Origin of the sequence: Pseudopedobacter saltans DSM 12145 (assembly GCF_000190735.1) — a bacterium.
GTDB classification, from domain to species: Bacteria; Bacteroidota; Bacteroidia; order Sphingobacteriales; family Sphingobacteriaceae; genus Pseudopedobacter; species Pseudopedobacter saltans.
Genome location: NC_015177.1, coordinates 3,617,805 through 3,635,537, shown reverse-complemented (window position 1 = coordinate 3,635,537; position 17,733 = coordinate 3,617,805). Strand labels below are relative to the sequence as shown.

Genomic DNA, 17,733 nt, shown 5'->3' with positions numbered 1-17,733 from the left:
AACAATTCCGAATTTAGGAAAAAACTCGGAAATGCTTACCCTGTCTTCTTCGATGTTTTTAGATGATGGTTGATAAATTCTTTCGGAGACATATTGTAACACTTATAAAATGCTTTGGTAAAATAAGAGGCCGAATTAAAACCGACCCTAAAAGCTACTTCATTTATTCTACTGTCCGACTCTAAAAGAAGTAGGCATGCTTTCTTCAACCGGTAATTTCGAAGATAATCTCCCGGAGAATAACCGCTAATGGATTTTAGCTTACGTTGCAAATTCGAACGGCTTATTCCTAAAATATCCGTTAACGATTCTACAGAAAAACTTTCATCCGCAATATGAAGTTCTATTTCTTCATTAAGTTTATTTAGAAAATATTCGTCGCTTTTATTTGTGGCTAAAGAAGAATACGATGCTAAAGGAGATCTATTGAAAAGATCTAAAATTGCTCTCCTGTTTTTTAGTAAACTGGCAATCTGCGCTTTCAGGTATATTGTCGAGAAAGGCTTTTCAATAAATGCATCTGCACCAGACATTAAGCCTTCTGCTTTGGTAGAGTTTTCAATTTTTGCAGATAACAGTATAACCGGAATATGCGAATAGCTAACATCTGATTTTAGCTTTTTGACGAAGGAAATACCATCAACTCCGGGCATCATGATATCGGATATAATCAAATTAAAATGCTTTTCCTCAAGTAAAGAAAGTGCACTTTGAGCATCTTCTGCAGTCTCTACAATATAGTCGTTAGATAAGCAGCTGCTGATAAAGCTTGTCATATCCGGATTGTCATCAACAACCAGTATTCTTTCTTCTATTACATCAGGAGAAGAAATAGCCAGATCTATTGAATCGGCTTCTTTAACAGCTTTTTCCGGTTCTTCCTTAATAGGCTCTAAATCTGAGAAAGAGACATGAAATATCGTTCCTCCTTTATTCGCGTCCATTAGCTCGACTTTACCTTTCAAAAGAGTCGACAAGTGTTTAACCAAAGAAAGCCCTATTCCGGTGCCAACGTTATCTTTTCCCGATTGTACCTGATAAAATGGATCAAATACAAGGTTTTTATATTCGTCTGGTATTCCCTGCCCATCATCCTCTACACTAACCACATACGATTTATCTTGTTTATGGGTTAATTTTAGAATTACCCGATTATTGGCAAACTTCAATGCATTTGTCAATAAATTGCCTACTATTTTAGTTAGCGCATCTAAATCAGAAACGACAAATAGCTTTTTTTCTTTCGGCAATTTCAGATCCAGTAAAAGCTTTTTGCTTTGCGCTGATTTTCTAAATCGTTCATGCATCTCGGTAATAAATTCTCTAATATCTATGCGCTCCGGATTCAGCTTATATTCCGTCGAATCCATTTTTCTAAAATCCAATAATTGATTGATCAGGACGCTTAACCTGTCACAATTTCTCTCTATAACAGATAAGTTCTGTTTTGTTTGTTCACTGCCTTCCTGTTTGGAAATGATTTCTTCCAATGGCGCATTAATCAAACTTAGGGGCGTACGAATTTCATGTGCTATCGTTGTAAAGAATTCTATTTTTGATTTAAAGGATTTTGTTTCCTGCTCTGCTTTAAAAGTTTCCAGCTGTCGGAGCTGTCTCACTTTATTTCGGTTTATATAAAAGCGAATCAGCAAATAAAGCAATGAAGCTACAAGTAGCGTATAAAATATCTTTGCCGGTAAAGACAACCAGAAAGGGGGTAATATTTCAATGGAAATTTCACTCCCCTCTTCATTCCACAAACCATCATTGTTTGAGGCTTTAACTTTAAAAGTGTATTTGCCAGGAGATAAATTTACGTAGGTTACATTTTTGCTATTCCCGGTGTATGTCCATCCGGCGTCCGCTCCTTCTAATTTATACGCGTATTGATTTTTTGATTGAGAAATAAAACTTAAACTTACAAAAGACACCGTAAACGAAGATGTATTAAATTTTAACTTCACCGTTTCTTTTTTATTCAGCTTAGTCTGTATTTCTTTTTCCAATTCTGGGTCGGAATTCCCTAACAAACTTATTCTGGTTATTGCAACAGCTGGCGATATCGGATTTTTTATCTGATCTATATCTTGCGGATAGAAAGAGCTAAAACCATTGATTCCGCCAAAATAAAATTTCCCCGATCTTGATTTATAAGTAGATTTATAATTGAACTGGTTACTTTGCAATCCATTTTCGATATCATAAAGCTTGAATTTATTCGGAGAATCTGTATTTAAACAAATAAGCCCTTTATTACTACTTAACCATAAATTTCCATTTGGATCGTCTAAAACTCCATATATAACGCTGTTGGGAAGTCCGTTGGCTTCTGAAATGTTTCTGAAACCGTCATTCTTTCTATTGTAAATAAAAATTCCCCTTCCTTCGCTGGAAAAAATAAGCCGGCGTTGACTATCTATATAAATACTCGTTAATTTAGCCCCTACTATCGGATCATTCTTTTTTATCTTATCATAAAAAACCCATCTATTTTGCTTATTGTCCAACTTAATTGCACCGTGGCCATAACTTGCCAACCATAAATCTCCTGCATCGTCTTCTTTTATATCATAAATAAAGCTGTTTATCTCCTTTATCCTTTCAAACGTCCGGCTTACTCTATTGAACTTATTCAAGCCAACCGGCGTTCCTACATAAATCTCTCCAGCCTTCGTTTTATAAATCGAAAAAATACAGTCGTCGTTGATGGTATTTTGATCATTTGATTTAAATCTGTAATTAACCAACTTTCCGGTTTTTGTATTATAAATGTCGATCCCGCGTGAAAAGGTTCCTATCCACAGATTTTCTCCATCTAAAAGTAATGCGTGTGTGTTATGATAACTAGTCTTTACAGGCTGAGTAACGAGCTTTGTTTTTACGTCAAAATAGTTTAAGCCTCCATCTTCTGTCGCTATCCATATATTTCCTCTAGGATCTTCACAAAACTGACTAACTGCCTTTCCAGAAAGAAACCCGTGTAATAAATCAGGATAATAAGTTTCTATTGTTAGCAAAGCGGGATTTAGATAGTTTACCCCTCCAAAGTAAGTTCCAATCCAAACTCCACCTTCTTTATCTTTTGCTATAGAATATACATTCTGATCGCTTAGACTGTATTTAAATTGTGGGATATCCAGTCTTTTGGGAACATTACTTTCCAGGTTGAAAAGATACAAGCCATCATCAGATCCTATAAGCAGAGATTTTTCTGTGTATTGAAAAATTGCTCGGATATGAGTTATATAACTGGCTCCCGGCTTATTATTAAGAAAAGACGTATATTCTTCTGACTGTTTGTTGTAGTATCTCACCCCATTAGACCAAGTTCCCAGCCATAGATTCCCCTTGTTGTCCTCAAGTATTGATAACACTTCGTTGTCAGAATTCTCAGCTTTGCTAAATAAAGAAGGAACAATTTCAAATTTTGATGAGACCGCGTTATATCTGAGCAGTCCCAATCTGGTACCTGCCCAAATTGTCCCAGATTTATCTTGTATGATAGACCAGGAAGCATTCAATCCCAGATCCACATTTTCAATAACTACTTTATTTAGCCTGCCACTTTTACTTTCATAAACATAAATACCTTGAGCCATAGTCGCTATCCACAAATTTCCATCTTTGTCAACCAACAAAGAGTTTATTGCAGAAGAGATAATTGAGTTATCACTAGCTTTGATGTTTAGCTTTGAAAATGTCTCTTTTATTTTGTCCATTATATAAAGGCCTACATCTGTTCCTATATACAATTGACTTTTATTTTTTTGGGCGATACTTCTTATAAAGTTATTTCCGATAGATTGCTTTTTTCCAAACTGATGCTGATAGACTCTAAATGAACTGCCATCGAAACGATTTAACCCATCTTTAGTACCAAACCACATAAATCCATCTGTATCCTGTAAAATACAATAGACCGCATTCTCCGAAAGCCCATCAGTAACCTGTAGTTTCTTAAAATGAAAGTTTGGATTCTCCTGCCCCAAAACAAATCCGGGATTAAGGAGAAAATACAATGAAACGATATAAAAAAGCTTAATCTTCACAATACATAAATTTATGAGAATAACATTTAGCAAAGAACTATTTGCATTTCCATTTATAGCAAAAACCGGTAAAAAATGGTAAAAACTAACATTTTAGCTTTATTTACCCATTTTTACCATTTTTTGATTAGAAAGTGTTATAACCACTCCTATCCTTATACATAACTTTACTTCACATCTAAATACACCAAAGTTTACATAATACAAAAGTTCAAATCAAAGCAATTGCTTTTGTGTTTTGCTACAGTCGGAATTTAGAGACCAATTAGAGTTTAAATTATAAACCCAAAAATTAAATTACATGTTAAAGAAAACTTTATTCTTGTTTTTCTATGTTTTATCTACAGTGGCCTATGCACAGGATAACAACATGAAAGGTAGGGTGTTTGATGAATCGGGCATTCCCTTACCTGGGGTCGCGATTACCGTTAAAGGTACAGCCCGGGGCACTATGACAGACCTGAATGGGAACTATTCCATTAGTGCAACAAAAGGTCAGGAAATAGTTTTTTCTATGCTGGGAATGCTTCCCCAAACTATTGTGTACAATAACCAGACAACATTAGACATTACACTTCTTACAGACAAAAAAGCACTGGAAGAAGTTGTTGTTATCGGTTATCAGACAATTAAAAAATCAGATCTTACGGGTGCTGTTTCTGTATTTAACCCGAGTGAAATGAAAAACACTACCGTTTCCGGTACTGTAGGAGATGCGCTGGGAACTTTGCCCGGCTTAATGGTTAGAACAGCAGGATCTCCAGGTTCAGAAGGTAAAGTAGAAATCAGGGGAACGGGAACTTTAGGACCAAGTAATCCGCTATATGTTGTAGACGGAATAGTTTCTGGCGCAAACAGAGACTTTAACTTCAATGATATAGAAAGCATTCAGGTATTAAAAGACGCTTCTGCGGCTGCAATTTATGGTTCCAGAGCCGGTAATGGTGTTATTATTATAACAACCAAGCAAGGGAAGGAAGGAAAAATGAAGATAGACCTATCTTCGAGAGGAACTGCACAGTGGCTGCCCAGATATAATCTCACCAATCGCGAGCAATGGATTAACCTGAACGATCTGGCTTTCAGTAATGCCAATAAACAACCTGCAAATCACTTCGATGGTAATACAGACTGGCAGGAAGAAGTTTTTAAAACAGGCTGGCTTCAGGACCATAACATTTCATTTTCTGGAGGATCCAAAGAAAGCAGATATTTTATTTCCGGAAACTACCAAACAAACTCGGGAACAACTATTGGTTCCAATAGTGAACGTTTTACATTACGTTCCAATATGTCTACTTCAAGAAGTTTTGGTGAAAATTTAAAACTAAATATTGGAGAAAATATAGTACTCAGTAATTATTCAGTTAACGAATTAAATACCAATCCTATTATTGACGTTTACCGCATGTTGCCTACCATTCCTATTTACGACCCTAATAATGCGGCACGAGGTGGCTATGGTTATGGAGATGGTTCCAGAGACGTTACTTTTGGGACTAATCCTTTTGCCAGAGAAGATTTCGAAAACACAAAAAATGGAAATCTGAGAACAAGAGGAAACGTTTTTGGCGAGCTTGAATTTTTTAAATCTTTAAAATTCAGAACCAATTTTGGTTTTGATTTAAGTAACGATAAGCATGAATATTTAAGAAAAGTAGGCTATTGGGCGTATAACCAACCTACCGATCCGTCTTCATTAAATAAAAACCAGGCACAATACAGAGGTCTTGTATTTGACAATACTATAGATTACATAAAGAAACTTGGGAAACATGATATTTCTGCTGTAATAGGAACCAGTTATCAGACCTCTAATTACGAGCAGATTTGGGGGACAAAAAATGACGTTTTGGTATCGGTAAACGGCTACTTTACGCAGTTAGATGCGGCATTAAGCAATCCAAAAACAGGAAGCTATCAGGATAACGAGAAGTTGTTTTCTGTGTTTGGTCGTTTAAATTATACTTATGATGAAAAGTACCTCTTCAGTTTTACTATGCGTAGAGACGAATCGTCAAAATTTAATCCTGTTTATAGTGTAGGTTATTTTCCTTCAGTTTCTGCTGGATGGAGAATCAGCAAGGAAAGTTTCTTTAATGTTCCGTGGATAAATGATTTAAAGCTAAGAGCTAACTATGGGATACTGGGAACATCTAATATTGGTCCATGGGATTGGAACTCATTTATTACAGTTTTTCCCCAAGCCATATTCGGTGTAGATCAAAATATTGTTACTGGTATGACCCAAATCAGACTGGCTAATGCTGATCTAAAATGGGAGAAAATGGCTCAATTTAACGGCGGCTTTGATGCAACAATACTAAATAACAGATTACAGATTTCTACCGACTTCTTTATTAAAGAAACCAAAGATGTCTTAACAGCAATGCAAATCCAGATGGTTACAGGGAACAACGGAGGGAACCCTGTAGTTAATGCTGCAACATTAAAAAACACAGGGGTAGAATTGACTACAACATGGAGAGACAGAATTGGAGAATTTGGCTATAGCCTGGGGCTTAACGCTTCTTACTTAAAAAATAAAATCGTAAAACTGGGCTACGGCAGGGACGAATTTACGCAATGGGATACCAAGTCTATTGTAGGACATCCTATTGGCGAATGGTATTTGATTAAAACCGATGGTCTTTTCAAATCAGTAGAAGAAGTTCAGGCCCATAGAAGTAGTAATGGTACTTTAATTCAACCCAATGCACAACCCGGAGATGTAAAATTTGTCGACTATAATGACGACGGTCGGATTACCGATGCGGACAGGCAGCATTGCGGTTCTACCATTCCAAAGTACCAATTAGGAATGAACTTCGGATTTGATTACAAAGGGTTCGACCTTCAATTACAATTCTCAGGATCTTTTGGCTTTAAATCTTTTAACGGCCCAAGAAGTGGTTACGACAGATTTGATGACAACTCCAACTACAGAGCAGATTACGATCCCTGGACACCGGATAATCCAAATGCGAAAGACCCAAGACCTATATCCGGAGATTCTCGTAATGTAGTTGGCAATCAGGACAGATGGTTAGAAAACGGAGGCTATTTAAGAATAAAACAAATTGCCCTGGGTTACAGCTTGCCGAAAAAAGCTTTAGGAACTACATTCAGTCAGGTTCGACTATATGTCAATGCACAGAACCTGGTTACTTTCACATCTTATAAAGGTTTAGATCCAGAGTTTTTGAACACAAACATTTGGGACAGAAGCTATGATGGTGGTGCTTTTCCAAATCCCAGAGGTATCACTTTTGGCACACAAATAACATTCTAACCCTAAAAATTAAAGAGCAATGAAAAAGTACTTATATATATTTCTTGCAACATTTCTGGTGAATGCTTGTAAGGTTGATGTACAGAACCCGAATACCATAACCACAGGAACGTTTTGGAAAACGGAAAGAGACGCAGAATATGGCGTAAACGCCATATATAATATGTTCTATAAACCAGGAACTTATAGCAGGTGGATATGGTTTCGCTTAGACTTAACTTCTGACGAAGGCTTTAGCCAAAGTCCATGGGCAGAACTAAAAGAATGGACACAATTTAAATATAACAATTACAATTTTTGGGAAGGTAATGCGTGGACTTTCAGAGATTGTTATGAAGCAATTTTCAGGGCCAACCAGGTGTTACACAATGTTCCAGCTATAGCGTTTACAGATCAGACAAAAAAAGATCAGCTTATTGGACAAGCATATTTTCTAAGAGGTCTGTATTATTACAATTTGGCTCTTCTTTGGGGAGGTGAGAATAAAAGTTTGCCTATCGTTCTGGAACCTTCTACTCCTGATATGAGGCCTGAAGGTCACACCGAAACGGAAGTTTATAATCAGGCCATCAGCGATTTTACAGAGGCAGAAAAACTCTTACCCCCTGCATGGGATGCTCCCAATAAAGGAAGAGCAACAAAAGGCGCTGCTTTGGCTTTTAGAGCGAAGTGTTACATGCAGCTTCATAAATGGGTAGAAGCCAAAACAGATTTATCATGGCTAGTTGATGGTGCAGGTAAACAATATTATAACCTAACAGCAAACTATTTTGATAATTTCAACAAAGACACCGAGAATAACATCGAGTCTGTTTTCGAAATTCAATATTCGGATATTCATAAAGCACCTGCAGGCGACGGAGACTTCGATGTAGATCCAAACCTAGGTCTTAACAGAGGTCAATTTTTTGCGCCTCCCGGAATAGGCTGGACAGATGGCGAGCTACGCCCCTGGATAGTTACGGAGTTCAAGAAAGAAAAAGATTTAAACAACAACTTCGATATCCGTTTAAGATATACAGCATTCTATCAAGGAATGGAAAACGATTTTCCAAATAACACAAGAATATATAGATTCACAAGTAATAATGAACAATGGTCAAAAAGTGACTGGACAGGTCGAGTTTTCTTTCGCAAATATGGTTCAGATTACTACAGAGACTTCGATGACTACCACAATCCTACCAATGTGCGTTTAATCAGATTTGCAGATGTTTTATTAATGTATGCAGAATGTATTGCACAATCAAATGATCCTTTAGCTACCGCAGTACAACAGGTTAATCGAGTACGAGCTCGAGTAAATATGCCGAATCTGGCCGTCAATAATCCAACTGCAGCCACAGACAAGCCTACTTTCTTAAAAAGATTGCAGATGGAAAGAGTTTTAGAATTAGCGACAGAAGGACATAGATGGGCAGACCTCAAAAGATGGGGATTGTTAGATAACGTTACAGGGCTCAACGAAGTAAAGGCAAGAGACGCAGACTTTAACAATTTTACTATAGGAAAGCATAGCCGTTTGCCGATTCCTTCAGATGAAGATAAAAACAATCCAAATGCTGATCAGAATCCGAATTACTAATAAAAAACGAGTCTAAAAAATTGAAAGCATCGTCATTCAACTACTTTTAGGAGGAGAATTCGCCAACAGGCGTAAATCTCCTCCCAAATGAATGAGATCCTCTCCTTGCAATCGGAATGACAATAAACTTTTTAGGCCTCTTTAAAATCAATATGAATGAAAAAGTTAATCTATCTTTTACTACTATTTAGTACATCGTTAACTGCATGCGCAAAAAAAGAAAAGAACAATTTTGTATTCGAACCTCCGGTTCCTTTAGGCGACCCTTTTATCATGTTAAACGGAAATACCTACTATGCCTATGGTACCAATGCTGAAAATGGAATAGAAGTTTATACCTCGGACGATTTAGTCTATTGGAAAAAAGAGTCCGAACTGGCTCTTAAAAGCGAAGATTCCTGGGGTGGACGATGGTTCTGGGCTCCGGAAGTATATTACATCCAGGAAAAAAATAAATTCTTTATGTACTATACTGTCAACGAGCATATTTGCGTTGCAACATCCAATTCTCCGCTGGGACCATTTAAACAGGAAGCCAAAGTTCCCATGCTGGATGGAGAAAAATCTATAGACAATAGTTTATTTATAGATGACAACGGTAAGCCATATTTGTATTTTGACAGATTTAATGATGGATTGAATATTTGGGTTGCCGAACTGGAAAACGATCTCCAGACAATAAAAACCGCTACCTTAAAAAAATGCATCAATGTTTCTCAGGCCTGGGAAGAAATTTGGCCGAGAGTAAACGAAGGTGCTTTCGTAATGAAGCACAAAGGGCTTTACTACATGACCTATTCGGCTAATAGCTATGAAAGTCCGTTCTATGGAATTGGCTTTGCAACAGCCTCGTCTCCTGAGGGACCATGGACAAAATATGCATCAAATCCAATATTACAGAAACCACAGGATCTGGTGGGTATCGGGCACAGTGCTATGTTTAAAGATAAATCCGGTAAGTTACGGATTGTTTTTCATGCGCATCATAGCGCAACCAGCATACACCCAAGAGCAATGTATATTGCTGATGTCACATTTACAGATGATAACATCCCCGTGATGAAAATCTCTAATGATATCCTTAGACCAAAATTAAAAAGATAGGATTGCTGCTACATGAAAAAGCTGTCAGGTAATTTTATATTGCTCATTTTATTGCTTCTTCCGCAAGAAAGCACTTTTGCTCAGTCAGAAAAAGTAAGCTCTGGTGTTCGTATCGCCTGGGATTACGCTTCTATGCAGCAAATTGCAGAAATGGGGGGATATCCAAGACTAGCAAGATTAAAAGATTCCTCGGTATTTGTAATTTATGAAACCCGAACCGGCGATATTCACTTTAAAAGAAGCTGGGACAACGGGAAAACCTGGAGCAATCCGACAGCTATTTTCTCCAAATTCGCTTATTCATCACCAGACGGAAAAACTACCGTCGTGAATATTGCAAATCCTGAAGTCAAACAATTACAAAACGGCGATATTATTGTCGCCTGCAATTACCGGCCAAGACAAGAAGAGATTGCACCCTACTCTATCGTGATAAGGAGAAGCTTAGACAATGGTCGGACGTGGTTGCCGCCACAAAGGCTTTATGTGGCGGCGCCGCGTTTTGGCGATGGCTGCTGGGAACCTTCCTTTTTACAGTTACCCGGCGGAGAATTACAAGTTTATTTCGCTAACGAAAACCCATACCGTCAATCTGACGAACAGGAAATTTCAATGGTAAAATCATTTGACAACGGTAAAACATGGACCGAAAAAGCCACTACAGTTTCATTCCGAAAAGAACGAAGAGACGGAATGCCCGTTCCAATTTTAATAAACAATGAAATTGTAGTAGCGATAGAAGATAATAAAACCGATCGCTTTAAGCCTTATACCGTCAGAACAAAAATTTCTGATAACTGGAGCCAGCCGGTATTGTCCGAGTCTGGAAACAGAGATTATGCATTGGATACCCATATCCCTGATTCTGTTTATATGGGCGCTCCTTACCTTTTAAAACTCCCCAATGGCCAAACACTATTATCTTATCAGACTAATGAAAACAGGGCTCACGACTGGGAACTTTCTACAATGGAAGTCGCAATTGGCGATAAAGAGGCCAGAAATTTCGGAAAACGAACCCGTCCATTTAACGTCCCTCAGGATAAAGAGGCAAAGTGGAATTCAATAGCTATATGGGATGACCAAACGGTTGTCGCTTTAGCTTCCACAAATTTCAAATCTAAAAACGTTGCTCCCTGGCTAATTAAGGGATACATTATTCCTGACGTGATGAAAGCAAGCTCTGCCATAGAGGAGTTTCCGCTTTTTATAGGATCCAAATCCAATAGCAATCTAAGAGCTGGAATAGCCAGGAAAAATCAGGAGATCAACGTAAAATGCAATATCTCTGAAAAAGAGACGTCTCAATCCGGAAAAACAGGGCTGCATCTGTTCTTTATTTTAGATGGAAAAAAACACAAAATATGGTCTTCCAAAAATGGAACAAACCAACTCTATATCGAAAAAAACGGACAATGGAAGCCGGTTTCCAATTTTGTTAAAACAAATACCGAAATAAATGACAATGGATATCGTGTTTATTATACCATCCCTTACAAGAAGCAATCAAAAAGTTTACAAATAGGACTAGCGTTATCTTCTTATGACAATAATGGCAGTTTTTATACCGAATACCTTACCAATATGAATGAAAGTAATGCCGACTCCTGGATTAAAGTTGTACTATAAATTATGATTGAAATGAAAACAAAATTGCTTTTAGCCTTTATGCTCGCATGTGGTCATCTTGTTTCTAAAGCACAAGAAACGAAGGTACAATATAGCATTTCCCTAAAAACTCCCGGAAATGAGGCAAAAACCTATAATCTGCAAAATAACAGTAACGGAACGCTTACAGCACAGGAAAATATACCTGTTGAAATAAGACAACAGATTACCAGTAACGGAGAAACAACACGAATAGAAGTAAATATAAATGCCAGAGAAGAAGTCTACTACAGTTTCGAAGAAGTTTTTAATATAGCTTCTTTTGAACATCAAGACTGTCAGTTCTTTATGCCGGGCTTTTGGTATCATAAGAACCTCCGCTCTCCAAAAGAAGCACCTTCATTTGCCACAAGCGATAGCTGGCAGGTTCGCGAAGACAGATTAAGCACTCCGCTTACCGGTATTTTTAATGAGAAAAATGGAGACTTTTATACCGTCATCAGATTAGATCAGCTTAACAATGAAAGCTTAACCACCCATAATACCGGAGAAGTTATCCTCAATGGTAAAACAGATTTGGGATTTACCGGATTTAGAAATATCAATGGCTCTTCGGCTCTGGTTTTTGGATTCCCTTATAACGAAGCACCAAAGACCTATATCAGGAAATTAACGCTGATACCTGCGGTTAAAGCCTTTGAAAAACTGGAAAAAGGCGGAAGCAGAAAATTAACATGGGAAATCAGAAAAGGAAAAGCAAAAGACTATGCCGATTTTATTGCTAAAGCATGGGCATACTCCTTCGACACTAAAAAACCGCAGCCGGTTAATAATGCATACACAACTGTAGAGGCAAAAAGGATTTTAACTAACTTCTTTAAAGAAAGCTATGTAGACCAATATGATTTAAAGTATTATTCTGGAGTAGAACTGCGTACAGACGATTGTAAAAGTACCGGAATTGCAGAAGTTGGTTTTGTGGGAAGAGTACTGTTAAATGCCTATAACGCTTTAGAATATGGCGAACAGAACAATGACCAGCAATTGGTTAGCAATGCAAAAGCTATTTTTGACAGTTACCTTACGCATGGATTTACTTCTGCTGGTTTTTTCAGAGAAGTGGTAGACTTTGTCAGAAACAAAGAAGAACACATTTACAGTATCCGCAGGCAATCTGAAGGAGCATTTGCCATTCTAAACTATTTAAACTACGAAAAGAAAAAAGGAAGAAAACATCCCGAATGGGAAAACAGGGTTAAAACATTATTATCAAACTTTGCAAAGCTTCAGAAGCCAGACGGAAGTTTTCCCAGAAAATTCGATAACGATTTACAGATAAAAGATGCCAGCGGAGGTAGTACTCCTTCTGCCACGCTACCTTTAACAATGGCTTATGCATACTTTAAAGACAAGAAATACCTTGAACAGGCAAAACGGACTGCTGTTTACCTGAAAAAAGAAATCATATCAAAATCTGATTATTTCTCGTCTACATTAGACGCAAACTGCGAAGACAAAGAAGCCTCTTTATACGCTTCTACGGCAATGTATTATCTGGCTATGGTCTCTTCCGGGAAAGAGCGTCAGCATTATACCGACTTATGTTCAAAGGCAGCCTATTTCTGTCTAACATGGTACTATACCTGGGATGTCCCTTTCGCTCAGGGGCAAATGCTGGGCGACGTTGGCTTTCAGTCACGCGGCTGGGGAAATGTCTCGGTTGAAAATAACCATATAGATGTTTTCATTTTCGAGTTTGCAACAGTCTTAGACTGGCTGGCACTGCAGAGAAAAGAAGACAGATTTTCCAAATTCTCTTCAGTAATTAAAAGTTCTATGTTACAATTAATGCCGGTAAAAGATCACATGTTCAATATTGCGAAAGTGGGCTATTATCCGGAAGTTGTACAGCATACCAATTGGGACTACGGAAAGAATGGAAAAGGTTTTTATAACGATATCTTTGCTCCGGGCTGGACAGTGGCTTCCTTATGGCAAATGTTAAGCCCAACAAGAGTAGAAGACTTTTTTAAACCCACCAAAAAATAAATCCTATGAGAGCGTATTTTTTTAAGATAATGTTTCTGCAGCTTTTAGTTATGTCCTCTTGTTATGGCTGTAAAAAGAACAATAAATCTTCTTTTGAAGTACCCAAAACCAACGAGTATTTTAATCCTGTTCTTAGTATAAGCTTGCCAGACCCAACCATTATTAAAAGTAATGATGGCAGTTTTTATCTATACGCAACAGAAGACACCAGAAATGTCCCAATTTATAAATCTTCAAATCTGATTGACTGGAAGTTTCAGGGAACAGCCTTTACAGATAATACCAGGCCAAACTTTGAACCGAACGGAGGAATATGGGCCCCGGATATCAATTATATAAATGGAAAATATGTGCTGTATTATTCCATGTCGGTTTGGGGTGGCGAGTGGACTTGTGGAATTGGAGCAGCAGTATCTGACAAGCCCGAAGGCCCGTTTACAGATAAGGGGAAACTTTTCAGGAGCAATGAAATTGATGTGCAAAACTCAATAGATCCTTTTTATATAGAAGAAAATGGAAAGAAATATCTGTTTTGGGGAAGCTTTAGAGGCATATATGCGATAGAAATTGCCGATGACGGTTTATCCGTTAAACCAGGTGCGCAAAAGCAACAAATAGCAGGTACTGCATTTGAAGGAACCTATATTCATAAAAAAGGTGATTTCTATTATCTCTTTGCTTCAATTGGCTCCTGCTGCGAAGGAGTAAACAGCACTTATAAACTGGTTGTTGGCCGATCAAAATCATTGATGGGACCTTATGTAGATAAAACAGGGAAAAACATGATGGACAACGGATATAACATTGTAATCAGCTCTAATAGCCGTTTTGTAGGAAACGGACATTGTTCTGAAATTGTTCAGGACAAAAATGGAGCCGACTGGATTTTTTATCACGGTGTAGATGTTAACAATCCAAAAGCGCGTGTGCTTTTATCAGATCAGGTAAAATGGGATAATGAAAACTGGCCTTATGTAGAAGGAGGTTCTCCGTCTTTAAAATCTGTCAAACCTAATTTTAACTAGAATATTATAACCATGAACAAGATTATTTCTTTTATACTGTTAATCTTTCTGTTTTCCTGTTCAGAAAGCAAAAAGGCACCAGCATTGTTGGACGCTCAGGCATTTTCTAAGGAAATAGATGGTAAAAAAGTCTCGCTTTATACCCTTGAATCTAAAAACGGATTGATTTTGCAAGTAACCAATTTCGGACTGCGAGTGGTTTCCCTATGGGTACAAGATAAAAATGGGAAATACGATGACGTTGCGGTTGGTTATGAAAATATAGACCGGTACATTAACAATACCGGAGAACGCTTTTTAGGACCAGTTGTTGGCCGTTATGCTAATAGAATTGCTAAAGGGCAATTTACTTTAGACGGAAAAACATACAACTTACCTATTAACAACAACGGGCAAACATTGCATGGAGGCATTAAAGGTTTGGATATGGTTGTTTGGGACGTCGATAGTGTAGCTAAAAACCTAATCCGTTTCTCTTATCTGGCTCCAGATGGACAAGATGGATTTCCGGGAAATTTAAAAATAAATGTAGAATACAGCTTAACAGATGATAATGAATTTAAAATCATGTATAAAGCAACTACAGACAAGCCTACCGTTGTCAATTTATCCAATCACACATTTTTCAACTTGAAAGGAGAAAGCAACGGAACTATAACAGATAATGAACTGACAATTTATGCCAGCCACACCACTCCAATAGACAGTGTTCTTATTCCTACCGGAGAAATCGCCTCTGTTGAAAATACGCCATTTGATTTTAGAAAGCCAAAAACTATAGGCGAAAGAATAGAAGAAAATAATCCACAGCTTAAAAACGGGAAAGGTTACGACCATAATTGGGTGTTAGACAGAAAATCGGCTAATGAAGTTGAACTTGCTGCAGAACTTTTTGAACCTGAAAGCAAAAGATTACTGCAGGTTTATACAGACCAACCAGGATTGCAGTTTTACAGCGGAAACTTTTTTGACGGAAAAACCAATGGGAAATTTGGAAAACCTATAAAATTCCGTGAAGCTTTGGCTTTAGAAACTCAAAAGTTTCCAGACAGTCCTAATCAACCTAATTTCCCTTCTACAAGGTTAGATCCCGGACAAACCTATACTCAAACTTGTATCTATAAATTCTCTATCAGAAAATAATCCCGTTCATATGAGACATTTCAGAAAAAAAACACTCCAAATAATTTCCGCAACAGCATTTACACTAAATATTTTTAGTGCAAACGCTCAATGGAAACCTGCAGGAGACAAGATAAAAACACAGTGGGCAGAGCAGATAAATGTAAATAGCGTACTTCCCGAATATCCAAGGCCAATTATGGAAAGAGCAGATTGGCGCAACTTAAACGGGCTTTGGGAATACGCCATCTTGCCTGTCGGCAAAGCAGAACCTAAACAGTTTGACGGAAAAATATTAGTTCCGTTTGCCGTAGAATCCAGCCTGTCGGGAGTTCAAAAAGAACTTGGTGGCAATAACGAGCTTTGGTATAAGCGATCTTTCGATATTCCTTCCGCCTGGAAAGGCAAAAATATCCTGCTTCATTTTGGCGCTGTTGACTGGAAAACAGAAGTTTTTATAAATGATATTAAGATTGGTTCACATACCGGCGGATACACGCCTTTCTCATTCGACATTACTCCATTTCTTGCCAAAGGAAACCAAAAGCTGGTTGTAAAGGTTTGGGACCCAACAACAGACGGGTATCAGCCTGTAGGCAAACAGCGTAAAAAACCAGAGGGAATCTGGTACACTCCAGTATCCGGAATCTGGCAAACCGTTTGGTTAGAGCCTGTAAATTCACAACACATCGTACAGGTAAAAAGCTCATCGGATATCGATAAGAAAAAGTTAATTTTTGATATACAAACCACTGGAACAAACTCTGCCAATATTATTGAGGTAAAAGTAAAAGACAGTGGAAAAACCATAAGCGCTTATAAAGCCAAAACAGGACAGCAAATTGAAATACCTGTTGAAACAGCAAAGTTGTGGAGCCCGGAAAACCCTTTCTTATATGATGTAGAAGTAGCTTTGCTTAAAGACGGAAAAGTCATAGACAGAATAAGCAGTTACGCCGCTATGCGAAAAGTCTCTACCAAAAGAGATGAAAACGGTATAGTAAGGCTTCAACTGAATAACCAAGATTATTTCCAATTTGGCCCGTTAGACCAGGGCTGGTGGCCCGATGGTTTATATACAGCACCTACAGACGAGGCTTTGGTTTACGATATTCAGAAAACGAAAGATTTCGGGTTCAATATGATTCGTAAACACGTAAAAGTTGAGCCTGCCCGCTGGTATACTCATTGCGACAGAATGGGTATTTTAGTTTGGCAGGATATGCCAAACGGCGATAAATCTCCGCAATGGCAAAACAGGCAATATTTTAATGGCAGCGAGCTGATTAGAAGCGGCGAATCTGAGGCCAATTATCGCAAAGAGTGGAAAGATATTATGGATTATTTATATTCACATCCTTCTATAGTGACCTGGGTGCCTTTTAATGAAGCCTGGGGACAGTTTAAAACCCAGGAAATTACAGAGTGGACAAAAAACTACGATCCATCCCGACTGGTTAATCCCGCAAGCGGAGGAAATCATTACCGTGTTGGGGATATGCTGGATCTGCACAATTATCCCGGCCCGGAAATGTACCTTTATGATGCAGAAAGAGCAACTGTTTTGGGCGAATATGGCGGTATTGGCCTTGCATTACAGAATCATCTTTGGCAACCTGAAAAAAACTGGGGTTATATTCAGTTTAAGAATTCAAAGGAAGTTACCGATGAATATGTAAAGTATGCCGAAATGCTGAAAAAGATGATTAAATCTGGCTTTTCTGCTGCTGTTTATACTCAAACTACAGATGTTGAGGGAGAAGTTAACGGACTGATTACTTATGACCGGAAAGTTATTAAAATGGACGAGCCAAGAGTTCGGAAGGTAAACAGGGAAATCTGCTCTATTCTAGATTAGTTCTTAAATTTGATATCTAAAAAAACAAAACATTGCTGTCA

The 17,733-nt window shown here is 37.9% G+C and carries 9 protein-coding genes; 8 read left to right on the top strand and 1 reads right to left on the bottom strand.

Annotated elements, in window-relative coordinates; translation table 11 throughout:
* Window positions 1-35 precede the first annotated feature (35 nt).
* Window positions 36-4,049 carry a hybrid sensor histidine kinase/response regulator transcription factor gene (locus PEDSA_RS15425; RefSeq protein WP_013634092.1) on the bottom strand — a complete coding sequence of 1,338 codons (4,014 nt, stop codon included), beginning with the start codon at window positions 4,047-4,049 and terminating at the stop codon, window positions 36-38.
* 301 nt (window positions 4,050-4,350) lie between these two features.
* Here PEDSA_RS15425 and PEDSA_RS15420 point away from each other — a divergent pair, with 301 nt between their 5' ends.
* The 8 genes from PEDSA_RS15420 (at window position 4,351) to PEDSA_RS15385 (ending at window position 17,692) form a co-directional block, all read left to right on the top strand.
* Window positions 4,351-7,341 carry a SusC/RagA family TonB-linked outer membrane protein gene (locus PEDSA_RS15420; RefSeq protein ID WP_013634091.1) on the top strand — a complete coding sequence of 997 codons (2,991 nt, stop codon included), beginning with the start codon at window positions 4,351-4,353 and terminating at the stop codon, window positions 7,339-7,341.
* 19 nt (window positions 7,342-7,360) lie between these two features.
* Complete coding sequence (locus PEDSA_RS15415; RefSeq protein ID WP_013634090.1) at window positions 7,361-8,926, top strand: RagB/SusD family nutrient uptake outer membrane protein; 1,566 nt, start codon at window positions 7,361-7,363, stop codon at window positions 8,924-8,926.
* 156 nt (window positions 8,927-9,082) lie between these two features.
* The gene (locus tag PEDSA_RS15410) at window positions 9,083-10,030 is read left to right on the top strand and encodes a glycoside hydrolase family 43 protein (protein ID WP_013634089.1); all 948 of its coding nucleotides are present in this window, start codon (window positions 9,083-9,085) and stop codon (window positions 10,028-10,030) included.
* 12 nt (window positions 10,031-10,042) lie between these two features.
* Window positions 10,043-11,659 carry a sialidase family protein gene (locus PEDSA_RS15405; RefSeq protein WP_013634088.1) on the top strand — a complete coding sequence of 539 codons (1,617 nt, stop codon included), beginning with the start codon at window positions 10,043-10,045 and terminating at the stop codon, window positions 11,657-11,659.
* A gap of 12 nt (window positions 11,660-11,671) precedes the next feature.
* A complete protein-coding gene (locus tag PEDSA_RS15400; protein ID WP_013634087.1) occupies window positions 11,672-13,687 on the top strand; it encodes a hypothetical protein in 2,016 nt (671 codons plus the stop codon).
* A 5-nt stretch (window positions 13,688-13,692) separates the two neighbouring features.
* The gene (locus PEDSA_RS15395; RefSeq protein ID WP_013634086.1) at window positions 13,693-14,712 is read left to right on the top strand and encodes a family 43 glycosylhydrolase; all 1,020 of its coding nucleotides are present in this window, start codon (window positions 13,693-13,695) and stop codon (window positions 14,710-14,712) included.
* Window positions 14,713-14,724: 12 nt separating this feature from the next.
* Window positions 14,725-15,855 (top strand): aldose epimerase family protein, encoded by a 1,131-nt coding sequence (locus PEDSA_RS15390; RefSeq protein ID WP_013634085.1) that lies wholly within the window; start codon window positions 14,725-14,727, stop codon window positions 15,853-15,855.
* 10 nt (window positions 15,856-15,865) lie between these two features.
* Window positions 15,866-17,692 carry a glycoside hydrolase family 2 protein gene (locus tag PEDSA_RS15385; protein WP_013634084.1) on the top strand — a complete coding sequence of 609 codons (1,827 nt, stop codon included), beginning with the start codon at window positions 15,866-15,868 and terminating at the stop codon, window positions 17,690-17,692.
* Window positions 17,693-17,733 lie beyond the last annotated feature (41 nt).